This is a genomic window from Schaalia meyeri, assembly GCF_900105015.1.
In the GTDB taxonomy this organism is placed as follows: Bacteria; Actinomycetota; Actinomycetes; order Actinomycetales; family Actinomycetaceae; genus Pauljensenia; species Pauljensenia meyeri.
The window spans coordinates 406,792-417,748 of the sequence record NZ_FNLK01000012.1 but is presented as its reverse complement, the minus strand read 5'-3'; the positions used below and the strand labels follow the sequence as shown (position 1 = coordinate 417,748).

The window sequence follows — 10,957 nt, the reverse complement described above, 5'->3', positions numbered from 1 at the left end:
TTTCCGCCAGCGCGCAAAAGAAGATTTGCAGAAAAGCTGAATTTGTCGAGAACATCAATGATATCTGACCATTCATTGGGCGCGACGGCAGACAGGACGCCACACGCATTTCGCACCTCATGAAACGAGTACTTTTTTCGCACGCTTACGGGGACGATACCGGGGTCATCGTACGACTCTGTTTGAACCGTCATGCGGCCATATTAGCACGGGTAATAACCATATATTGCGTATGACGGAGACCACTCACCGTCAGCCAATTTAGATCTATATTTAGATCTATTTGGTACTAAAATGGGCGTCATGAGCAACGACCTATACGCCCCACTGCCCACCGTCGCAGGCGGCTTTTCAACGATCATGTCCGATCCGCCGTGGCGCTTCCAGAATCGGACAGGAAAAGTTGCTCCGGAACATAGGCGACTCGGGCGCTACGGCACGATGTCACTCAATGACATTAAAGCGTTGCCGGTTGCTGATATATCAGCAACGAATGCGCACCTGTACCTCTGGGTCCCCAACGCACTCCTTCCAGAAGGAATTGAAGTGATGTCTGCGTGGGGATTCCGTTACGTCTCGAACATCGTCTGGGCAAAGAGACGAAAAGATGGCGGACCTGATGGACGGGGAGTGGGGTTCTACTTTCGGAACGTCACGGAACTCCTGCTGTTCGGAGTTCGCGGGCGAATGCGAACTCTCGACGCTGGGCGGCGCCAAGTAAACATGATCGAAACACGCAAACGCGAGCATTCAAGGAAACCCGATGAACAATACGATCTGATCGAATCGTGTTCACCGGGACCGTACCTCGAGATGTTCGCGCGCTATCCGCGACCCGGCTGGGCAGCGTGGGGCAATGAAGCGGATGAGGGCATCGAACCGCAAGGAAAGGCCTACAACGGATACCGGGGCGGCGAGATCGAACCCTCACCGACTCCCCTCCCATCCCTGGAGTCGCACCAGCGCCTCCCCCACGACTTAGAGGTCGCCGTGGGCGCCGAGCTCCGACGCCAGTACGAGCAAGGAAACTCCATCAACGACCTCGCCTCCCTCCACGGGTACTCAATCGCGCGCGTGCGCCGCTACCTCAGCCTCGCTTCTACTCCCCTGAGGCAGCGCGGAAAAGGGCCTCATCCCACGGCCACCAAGGAATAACGCAGACGATCCGAAAGCCGTGCTCACGGCCCAACTCATCGGCCCACCAGGGCGAAACTGCCGGTCCAGACGCTGACGCTCAACGCGACCACGGGCAGGGCAATGGCCACGGCCATGAGGGCACCGTCGGCAACGCTCAAGCGGGAGGGGCGTGCCCAGGTGCGCCGCCCGGCCGCGCCGAAGCCTCGGGCCTCCATGGTGGTGGCCAACTTCCCGGAACGCCGCAGCGCAAAGACCAGCAGCGAGAAGGATCCGCGCAGGAAGGATCGCACCCTGGATGCGTCGCCGACGCCTCGGGCGCGCCGGGCGCGTTCGAGAGCCTTCCAGTCGGCGGCCATCAGGGAGGTCATGCGCGCGCCCGCGAGCGCGGCCAGCACGGGCCGGGCTGGCAGATGCAGAATCTGTGCCAGCCCATCGCCCATGTCGGTCGGGTCGATGCGGTCGATCAACGCGATCGCGGGCACGACGATCGCGCACATGCGCAGCCCGATGCCCAGGGCCAGCCACACGGAATGCTCCGAGATCGCCGCGGGGCCAAACTCCCAGAACACGCGGCCGCCCGGGGAGGCGTAGAGGAGCATGGACAGCGCGCCCAGGGGCGCGGCAAAGAGGAGGGGTGTGGCTTTGAGCGCGAAGCTGCGCGCCGAGACGCCGGATAGGGGGACCAGAGCCAGTTCGAGGGCGAGGGCGACCCCCGCACTAACCGGGTCGATCGAGGCCAGCAGCGGCGTGGTGGCGACCAGCAGCGCGATCACGCGGACCACCGGGTTCGTGCGCGCGAGGAAGCCGCCGGCTCCGCGGGGGCGAGAGAGGACGCAGGCGGGGGTGTCCGAGCCGTTTGAGGGACCCCCGGCTACCTCGCCCGTGGCGACGCGCCCCGAGGACTCGCCGCCACCCGACTGGCGACCCGGCACTTCCTCCGGGTGCTCGGCCTCGTCCCCGCCTGGGCGCCCCAGAGAACCCAGGTCGATGACTCGCTGGCCCATCGCGGCCACGAACGCGGGGTCGTGGGTGATGGATACCAGGGTGACGCCTCGGGACAGGGCGCCGCGCAGCAGGCGCACCAGGCCCAGCCACGTTCCGCGGTCCTGCCCGAAGGTGGGTTCGTCCAGGATCAGCAGCTCCGGGGCGCTGATGAGCGCGGTTGCCACGGAGAGGCGCCGTTTCTCACCGCCGGAGAGGGTCATGGGGTTGGCGCGCGCCAGGGCGGACAGGCCCAGGGCATCGAGGTGTTCGTCGACCAGGGGGCCGATCTCGTCCTCGCTCATGCCGACGGCGCGCGGACCGATGGCCAGTTCATCGGCGACCGTGGCGGCCAGAAACTGGTATTCGGGTTCCTGGAAGACCATGGACACGCGCCCCAGCAGTCGGCGGCTGGGCCACTCGTGAGGGGCGGAGCGCGCGGCGTCGGCGATCGTTAGCTCGACGCCGCCATCGATCGGAGGCAGCAACCCCGCGAGAGTCAGCGCGAAGGTCGATTTTCCGGCACCGTTAGCGCCCACGATGCACGTTGACTCCCCCCGCTTAATCGACACGTCTATTCCGGAGCGCACGGGGGAGGCAGAGTCATACCCGATCGTCAGCCCACGCACCCTAGCGATCGGCTCCCTCGCGGACACCGGCTCCCCCACCGACCAGGCCGAGGTCTCCCCCCGGGCGTGCCCGCTCGGATCGGCGGGATCCGCCAGGGGACAAACCTCGGCGACAACGTCGTCGCCGGGCAACCAGATTCCCTGATCGCTCAGCTGCTTACCCCGCCGCGCGATGACCTGGCCCAGCGGGCCGTCCGCCACGATCTCGCCATCTGCGACGACGATAACGCGGTCCACCAGGGAGGCCCACACGTCGACGCGGTGCTCCACGACGACCAGGGTCGCGCCGGTGCGCTCCACGACGGCCTCGACGGCGCGACGCACCTCGGCCACCCCCTGGGGGTCAAGGTTCGCGGTCGGCTCGTCCAAGAGGATCAGCCCGGGTCCCATCGCCAGAATCGACGCCAGGGCGAGACGTTGCTTCTGCCCGCCCGACAGCTGCGAGGTCGAACGATCCAGGGGAACATCCAAGCCCACGGCCGCCAGGGAGTCCTGCACGCACGGCCAAATGTCGCCGGGCGCCACCCCCATATTTTCCATGCCAAAGGCCACGTCGTCGCCCACGCGGGCCAGGACCACCTGGGCCTCGGGGTCCTGCATCAGCAGGCCGACGCGGCCGCGCGACTGGGCCGGGGGAAGGCCATCGATGGTCAACGACCCGGCGGCTTCACCCTCCTCGGCGCCGCCCAGCAGACCGGCCAAGCCACCCATGAGCGTCGACTTTCCCGACCCCGACGGGCCCAGCACCAGGACACGCTCGCCCGGCGTGATATCGAGGTCGACATCCGCCAGCGCGGCGCGCCTCCGCCCGGCGTGCCGCCACCCCCAGCCGCGCGCGCACACGCGCGCGCCCGTTCCCCCGCCCCGCGCAACCGGGGCGTCGGGAGAGGAAACGGGTGGGCGGGAGGCGGCCGGGGCCTCGTCCATCGGGCGCGGGTCAGACAAGCTCGCGCGCCCCGCGGCCCGAGGCGAAACGATCCAGGGCACCCGTGCGCGCCAGCGCGCTCGTCAGCGCCCACGCCAGCACACCAGCCAGGAGGATGCCGGAGACGACGCCGCACACCAGGTAGGAGGCGTTGTAGACGACGCCCTTGGCGAGGTTTCCGGAGATGAAGAGTTCGAGCACCCATTCGACGGCGAAGGCCAGGGCTCCCGCGCCCGAGGCCACCCACACGTTGAAGCGGCGGTAGGCGAACAGGGCGAAGACGATCTCGGCGCCCAGGCCCTGGGCGAGACCCGAGTACAGGGTTTCGACCGCCCACTGGGAACCCAGGCCCATGGAAACGGCCGCGGCCATCAGCTCGACGAAGAACGCGGCGCCGGGCTTGCGGATGACGTAGCCGCCGAGCGTGCCGCCCAGCAGCCAGACGCCCGTCACCAGACCGCCCAGGCCGGGGGCGACGGCCTTGAGGATCTCGTAGCCCGCGTAACCCACCTGGTTCCAGGCAAAGAAAATGAGGCCGCACGCGATGCCGAGGACGGCGGCGGTGACGATGTCGATGACCCTCCAACGGAGGGACGGGGCAGTGGTAGCCATGCGGATGTAACTCCCTTCGTGTTGCACGGCGGCCACGAGGGAAGAGCCTTCCTACGCCGGCATGACCCGGATCAGGTTCTACGGTCGGGGATTGTCCCCTCTCAGCTCACGTTGAGCTCCCGTGGCACGGTGGTGAGCATAGCCACTCGGTATTGGTTCCGCTACTCGTGCAGGTGGGGCCTGTATGCGGCCCCTCGCCGGTGCCGCCGTCCCCCAGGACGCCACGTTCCGCTCGACGCAGCAGGAAGTGGCGGTTTGCGAAGGCTGCTGCCACGATGAAGACGATCCAGATAATCGAGTAGATCAGGCCGGGGCGAGTATCGTCCCACATCGCCAGGACCACGCCCATCGCGCCCATGAACACCAGGACGATCCACGCGCTCAGCGCGCCTCCAGGGGCCCTGAAACGGGCCTTGGCGTGCAACTCCGGGCTTTTGCGCAAGTACACCAGGTAGGACACGACGATCACGACCCACACGCCCATGAACAGGGTCGCCGACACGGAGGTCACCAGCGTGAACGCCGACGAGATCGACCCGCCCAACCCCATGATGACGATGGCTGACAGCAGGCACACACACGACAGGAACAGGGCGTTGAGCGGGACGTGATGCGTGGAGAGGCGCGCGAATACGCGCGGCGCCTGCTCCTGTCGAGCCAGCCCGTAGAGCATGCGCGACGTCGAGTAGATGCCCGAGTTCGCGCTTGATGCCGCCGAGGAGAGCACCACCAGGTTCACGATCGTCGCCGCGGCTCCCAGGCCCGTCAGGGAGAACATGGTGACGAACGGGGAGGAATCCGGGCTCACCTGATCCCAGGGGGTCACCATCATGATGGCCGCCAGTGCCGTCACGTAGAAGAGCATGATGCGCACCGGGATCGAGTTGACGGCTTTGGGCAGCGTGCGCTCCGGGTCGTCCGTCTCGGGACCGTGGTGCCCACCATCTCGATGCCGATGAACGCGAAGAGGGCAATCTGGAAGCCACCCAGGAAGCCGGTGAACCCCTGGGGAAAGAAGCCGCCGTGGCTCCACAGGTTCGACACCGAGGCGGTGGTGCCCCCGTGCCAATGGTTCCCATCGCCACCATCGCGAAGCCGACGATCACCAGGGCGATGATCGCGACGATTTTAATGAGCGCGAACCAGAACTCCGTTTCACCGAAGGCCTTGACCGTCATCGCGTTGAGCCCGAAGAGGAGCAGGGTCGTGGCACAGATGGGGATCCAGGCCGGCAGGTTCGGCCACCAGAAGCGCGCATAGCCCGTGATCGCCACCATGTCGGCGACGCCAGTGACCACCCAGCAGGCCCAGTACGTCCACCCCGTGACGAACCCGGCCCACGGGCCGATCAAGTCGCGCGCGAGAAATTCCTAAGAACCTGCCGGCCTGGATCCCCATCTGTGCCACGACCCTGCTCCTCTTCGGGCTCAACGCGATGACGGTCAAGGCCTTCGGTGAAACGGAGTTCTGGTTCGCGCTCATTAAAATCGTCGCGATCATCGCCCTGGTGATCGTCGGCTTCGCGATGGTGGCGATGGGAACCATTGGCACGGCGGGCACCACCGCCTCGGTGTCGAACCTGTGGAGCCACGGCGGCTTCTTTCCCCAGGGGTTCACCGGCTTCCTGGGTGGCTTCCAGATTGCCCTCTTCGCGTTCATCGGCATCGAGATGGTGGGCACCACGGTCGCCGAGACGGACGACCCGGAGCGCACGCTGCCCAAAGCCGTCAACTCGATCCCGGTGCGCATCATGCTCTTCTACGTGACGGCACTGGCGGCCATCATGATGGTGACCCCCTGGGATCAGGTGAGCCCGGATTCCTCCCCGTTCGTCACCATGTTCTCCCTGACGGGCCTGGGAGCCGCGGCGACGATCGTGAACCTGGTGGTGCTCTCCTCGGCGGCATCAAGCGCGAACTCGGGCATCTACTCGACGTCGCGCATGCTCTACGGGCTGGCTCGACAGGAGCAGGCGCCGCGCGTATTCGCGCGCCTCTCCACGCATCACGTCCCGCTCAACGCCCTGTTCCTGTCGTGTGTGTGCCTGCTGTCAGCCATCGTCATCATGGGGTTGGGCGGGTCGATCTCGTCGGCGTTCACGCTGGTGACCTCCGTGTCGGCGACCCTGTTCATGGGCGTGTGGGTCGTGATCGTCGTGTCCTACCTGGTGTACTTGCGCAAAAGCCCGGAGTTGCACGCCAAGGCCCGTTTCAGGGCCCCTGGAGGCGCGCTGAGCGCGTGGATCGTCCTGGTGTTCATGGGCGCGATGGGCGTGGTCCTGGCGATGTGGGACGATACTCGCCCCGGCCTGATCTACTCGATTATCTGGATCGTCTTCATCGTGGCAGCAGCCTTCGCAAACCGCCACTTCCTGCTGCGTCGAGCGGAACGTGGCGTCCTGGGGACGGCGGCACCGGCGAGGGGCCGCATACAGGCCCCCACCTGCACGAGTAGCGGAACCAATACCGAGTGGCTATGCTCACCACCGTGCCACGGGAGCTCAACGTGAGCTGAGAGGGGACAATCCCCGACCGTAGAACCTGATCCGGGTCATGCCGGCGTAGGAAGGCTCTTCCCTCGTGGCCGCCGTGCAACACGAAGGGAGTTACATCCGCATGGCTACCACTGCCCCGTCCCTCCGTTGGAGGGTCATCGACATCGTCACCGCCGCCGTCCTCGGCATCGCGTGCGGCCTCATTTTCTTTGCCTGGAACCAGGTGGGTTACGCGGGCTACGAGATCCTCAAGGCCGTCGCCCCCGGCCTGGGCGGTCTGGTGACGGGCGTCTGGCTGCTGGGCGGCACGCTCGGCGGCTACGTCATCCGCAAGCCCGGCGCCGCGTTCTTCGTCGAGCTGATGGCCGCGGCCGTTTCCATGGGCCTGGGTTCCCAGTGGGCGGTCGAAACCCTGTACTCGGGTCTCGCCCAGGGCCTGGGCGCCGAGATCGTCTTCGCCCTGTTCGCCTACCGCCGCTTCAACGTGTGGGTGGCCTCGGGCGCGGGAGCCCTGGCCTTCGCCGTCGAATGGGTGCTCGAACTCTTCATCTCCGGAAACCTCGCCAAGGGCGTCGTCTACAACGCCTCCTACCTGGTGTGCGGCGTCGTCTCCGGCATCCTCCTGGCTGGTGTGCTGGCGTGGGCGCTGACGAGCGCGCTGGCGCGCACGGGTGCCCTGGATCGTTTCGCCTCGGGCCGCGGGGCGCGCGAGCTTGTCTGACCCGCGCCCGATGGACGAGGCCCCGGCCGCCTCCCGCCCACCCGTTTCCTCTCCCGACGCCCCGGTTGCGCGGGGCGGGGGAACGGGCGCGCGCGTGTGCGCGCGCGGCTGGGGGTGGCGGCACGCCGGGCGGAGGCGCGCCGCGCTGGCGGATGTCGACCTCGATATCACGCCGGGCGAGCGTGTCCTGGTGCTGGGCCCGTCGGGGTCGGGAAAGTCGACGCTCATGGGTGGCTTGGCCGGTCTGCTGGGCGGCGCCGAGGAGGGTGAAGCCGCCGGGTCGTTGACCATCGATGGCCTTCCCCCGGCCCAGTCGCGCGGCCGCGTCGGCCTGCTGATGCAGGACCCCGAGGCCCAGGTGGTCCTGGCCCGCGTGGGCGACGACGTGGCCTTTGGCATGGAAAATATGGGGGTGGCGCCCGGCGACATTTGGCCGTGCGTGCAGGACTCCCTGGCGGCCGTGGGCTTGGATGTTCCCCTGGATCGTTCGACCTCGCAGCTGTCGGGCGGGCAGAAGCAACGTCTCGCCCTGGCGTCGATTCTGGCGATGGGACCCGGGCTGATCCTCTTGGACGAGCCGACCGCGAACCTTGACCCCCAGGGGGTGGCCGAGGTGCGTCGCGCCGTCGAGGCCGTCGTGGAGCGCACCGGCGCGACCCTGGTCGTCGTGGAGCACCGCGTCGACGTGTGGGCCTCCCTGGTGGACCGCGTTATCGTCGTCGCAGATGGCGAGATCGTGGCGGACGGCCCGCTGGGCCAGGTCATCGCGCGGCGGGGTAAGCAGCTGAGCGATCAGGGAATCTGGTTGCCCGGCGACGACGTTGTCGCCGAGGTTTGTCCCCTGGCGGATCCCGCCGATCCGAGCGGGCACGCCCGGGGGGAGACCTCGGCCTGGTCGGTGGGGGAGCCGGTGTCCGCGAGGGAGCCGATCGCTAGGGTGCGTGGGCTGACGATCGGGTATGACTCTGCCTCCCCCGTGCGCTCCGGAATAGACGTGTCGATTAAGCGGGGGGAGTCAACGTGCATCGTGGGCGCTAACGGTGCCGGAAAATCGACCTTCGCGCTGACTCTCGCGGGGTTGCTGCCTCCGATCGATGGCGGCGTCGAGCTAACGATCGCCGACGCCGCGCGCTCCGCCCCTCACGAGTGGCCCAGCCGCCGACTGCTGGGGCGCGTGTCCATGGTCTTCCAGGAACCCGAATACCAGTTTCTGGCCGCCACGGTCGCCGATGAACTGGCCATCGGTCCGCGCGCCGTCGGCATGAGCGAGGACGAGATCGGCCCCCTGGTCGACGAACACCTCGATGCCCTGGGCCTGTCCGCCCTGGCGCGCGCCAACCCCATGACCCTCTCCGGCGGTGAGAAACGGCGCCTCTCCGTGGCAACCGCGCTCATCAGCGCCCCGGAGCTGCTGATCCTGGACGAACCCACCTTCGGGCAGGACCGCGGAACGTGGCTGGGCCTGGTGCGCCTGCTGCGCGGCGCCCTGTCCCGAGGCGTCACCCTGGTATCCATCACCCACGACCCCGCGTTCGTGGCCGCGATGGGCCAGCGAGTCATCGACCTGGGTTCTCTGGGGCGCCCAGGCGGGGACGAGGCCGAGCACCCGGAGGAAGTGCCGGGTCGCCAGTCGGGTGGCGGCGAGTCCTCGGGGCGCGTCGCCACGGGCGAGGTAGCCGGGGGTCCCTCAAACGGCTCGGACACCCCCGCCTGCGTCCTCTCTCGCCCCCGCGGAGCCGGCGGCTTCCTCGCGCGCACGAACCCGGTGGTCCGCGTGATCGCGCTGCTGGTCGCCACCACGCCGCTGCTGGCCTCGATCGACCCGGTTAGTGCGGGGGTCGCCCTCGCCCTCGAACTGGCTCTGGTCCCCCTATCCGGCGTCTCGGCGCGCAGCTTCGCGCTCAAAGCCACACCCCTCCTCTTTGCCGCGCCCCTGGGCGCGCTGTCCATGCTCCTCTACGCCTCCCCGGGCGGCCGCGTGTTCTGGGAGTTTGGCCCCGCGGCGATCTCGGAGCATTCCGTGTGGCTGGCCCTGGGCATCGGGCTGCGCATGTGCGCGATCGTCGTGCCCGCGATCGCGTTGATCGACCGCATCGACCCGACCGACATGGGCGATGGGCTGGCACAGATTCTGCATCTGCCAGCCCGGCCCGTGCTGGCCGCGCTCGCGGGCGCGCGCATGACCTCCCTGATGGCCGCCGACTGGAAGGCTCTCGAACGCGCCCGGCGCGCCCGAGGCGTCGGCGACGCATCCAGGGTGCGATCCTTCCTGCGCGGATCCTTCTCGCTGCTGGTCTTTGCGCTGCGGCGTTCCGGGAAGTTGGCCACCACCATGGAGGCCCGAGGCTTCGGCGCGGCCGGGCGGCGCACCTGGGCACGCCCCTCCCGCTTGAGCGTTGCCGACGGTGCCCTCATGGCCGTGGCCATTGCCCTGCCCGTGGTCGCGTTGAGCGTCAGCGTCTGGACCGGCAGTTTCGCCCTGGTGGGCCGATGAGTTGGGCCGTGAGCACGGCTTTCGGATCGTCTGCGTTATTCCTTGGTGGCCGTGGGATGAGGCCCTTTTCCGCGCTGCCTCAGGGGAGTAGAAGCGAGGCTGAGGTAGCGGCGCACGCGCGCGATTGAGTACCCGTGGAGGGAGGCGAGGTCGTTGATGGAGTTTCCTTGCTCGTACTGGCGTCGGAGCTCGGCGCCCACGGCGACCTCTAAGTCGTGGGGGAGGCGCTGGTGCGACTCCAGGGATGGGAGGGGAGTCGGTGAGGGTTCGATCTCGCCGCCCCGGTATCCGTTGTAGGCCTTTCCTTGCGGTTCGATGCCCTCATCCGCTTCATTGCCCCACGCTGCCCAGCCGGGTCGCGGATAGCGCGCGAACATCTCGAGGTACGGTCCCGGTGAACACGATTCGATCAGATCGTATTGTTCATCGGGTTTCCTTGAATGCTCGCGTTTGCGTGTTTCGATCATGTTTACTTGGCGCCGCCCAGCGTCGAGAGTTCGCATTCGCCCGCGAACTCCGAACAGCAGGAGTTCCGTGACGTTCCGAAAGTAGAACCCCACTCCCCGTCCATCAGGTCCGCCATCTTTTCGTCTCTTTGCCCAGACGATGTTCGAGACGTAACGGAATCCCCACGCAGACATCACTTCAATTCCTTCTGGAAGGAGTGCGTTGGGGACCCAGAGGTACAGGTGCGCATTCGTTGCTGATATATCAGCAACCGGCAACGCTTTAATGTCATTGAGTGACATCGTGCCGTAGCGCCCGAGTCGCCTATGTTCCGGAGCAACTTTTCCTGTCCGATTCTGGAAGCGCCACGGCGGATCGGACATGATCGTTGAAAAGCCGCCTGCGACGGTGGGCAGTGGGGCGTATAGGTCGTTGCTCATGACGCCCATTTTAGTACCAAATAGATCTAAATATAGATCTAAATTGGCTGACGGTGAGTGGTCTCCGTCATACGCAA

General features: G+C 67.0%; 7 protein-coding genes, 2 pseudogenes and 2 riboswitches. Of the genes and pseudogenes, 4 read left to right on the top strand and 5 right to left on the bottom strand.

All coding sequences use genetic code 11. The annotated features are described in order from the left end of the window. A partial coding sequence (locus tag BLT68_RS09310) for a hypothetical protein (protein WP_207512879.1) occupies window positions 1-194 on the bottom strand: 194 nt, incomplete at its 3' end. Between the two features lie 109 nt (window positions 195-303). Between BLT68_RS09310 and BLT68_RS07300 the strand changes: the two genes are divergently transcribed. Continuing rightward, window positions 304-1,155, top strand: coding sequence for an MT-A70 family methyltransferase (locus BLT68_RS07300; protein WP_232618726.1), 852 nt, complete (start codon window positions 304-306; stop codon window positions 1,153-1,155). Between the two features lie 35 nt (window positions 1,156-1,190). Here BLT68_RS07300 and BLT68_RS07295 read toward each other — a convergent pair whose 3' ends face one another. The 3 genes and pseudogenes from BLT68_RS07295 to BLT68_RS07285 all read right to left on the bottom strand — a co-directional run. Continuing rightward, entirely contained in the window at window positions 1,191-3,674 is a 2,484-nt protein-coding gene (locus tag BLT68_RS07295) for an ATP-binding cassette domain-containing protein (protein ID WP_074633470.1), read from the bottom strand. Window positions 3,675-3,684: 10 nt separating this feature from the next. Then, window positions 3,685-4,284, bottom strand: coding sequence for an ECF transporter S component (locus BLT68_RS07290; protein ID WP_070778746.1), 600 nt, complete (start codon window positions 4,282-4,284; stop codon window positions 3,685-3,687). A 31-nt stretch (window positions 4,285-4,315) separates the two neighbouring features. After that, a riboswitch (TPP riboswitch) is annotated at window positions 4,316-4,417 on the bottom strand. Window positions 4,418-4,445: 28 nt separating this feature from the next. Continuing rightward, window positions 4,446-5,648 (bottom strand): annotated as a pseudogene (locus BLT68_RS07285) (amino acid permease); the annotation flags it as partial. 11 nt (window positions 5,649-5,659) lie between these two features. Here BLT68_RS07285 and BLT68_RS07280 point away from each other — a divergent pair. The 3 genes and pseudogenes from BLT68_RS07280 to BLT68_RS07270 form a co-directional block, all read left to right on the top strand. After that, a pseudogene (locus BLT68_RS07280) lies at window positions 5,660-6,738 on the top strand (amino acid permease); the annotation flags it as partial. Window positions 6,739-6,766: 28 nt separating this feature from the next. Beyond that, window positions 6,767-6,868: riboswitch (TPP riboswitch) on the top strand. A gap of 31 nt (window positions 6,869-6,899) precedes the next feature. Further along, a complete protein-coding gene (locus BLT68_RS07275; RefSeq protein ID WP_070778746.1) occupies window positions 6,900-7,499 on the top strand; it encodes an ECF transporter S component in 600 nt (199 codons plus the stop codon). 10 nt (window positions 7,500-7,509) lie between these two features. After that, a complete protein-coding gene (locus BLT68_RS07270) occupies window positions 7,510-9,993 on the top strand; it encodes an ATP-binding cassette domain-containing protein (protein ID WP_074633470.1) in 2,484 nt (827 codons plus the stop codon). A 35-nt stretch (window positions 9,994-10,028) separates the two neighbouring features. Here the strand turns inward: BLT68_RS07270 and BLT68_RS07265 are convergent, their stop codons facing one another. Then, entirely contained in the window at window positions 10,029-10,880 is an 852-nt protein-coding gene (locus tag BLT68_RS07265) for an MT-A70 family methyltransferase (RefSeq protein ID WP_232618726.1), read from the bottom strand. Between the last annotated feature and the right edge of the window lie 77 nt (window positions 10,881-10,957).

Coding starts and splice junctions, on each gene's coding strand:
- BLT68_RS07275 (WP_070778746.1), top strand. CDS start 6,900: ATGGCTACCACTGCCCCGTCCCTCCGTTGGAGGGTCATCGACATCGTC.
- BLT68_RS07265 (WP_232618726.1), bottom strand. CDS start 10,880: ATGAGCAACGACCTATACGCCCCACTGCCCACCGTCGCAGGCGGCTTT.
- BLT68_RS07290 (WP_070778746.1), bottom strand. CDS start 4,284: ATGGCTACCACTGCCCCGTCCCTCCGTTGGAGGGTCATCGACATCGTC.
- BLT68_RS07295 (WP_074633470.1), bottom strand. CDS start 3,674: ATGGACGAGGCCCCGGCCGCCTCCCGCCCACCCGTTTCCTCTCCCGAC.
- BLT68_RS07270 (WP_074633470.1), top strand. CDS start 7,510: ATGGACGAGGCCCCGGCCGCCTCCCGCCCACCCGTTTCCTCTCCCGAC.
- BLT68_RS07300 (WP_232618726.1), top strand. CDS start 304: ATGAGCAACGACCTATACGCCCCACTGCCCACCGTCGCAGGCGGCTTT.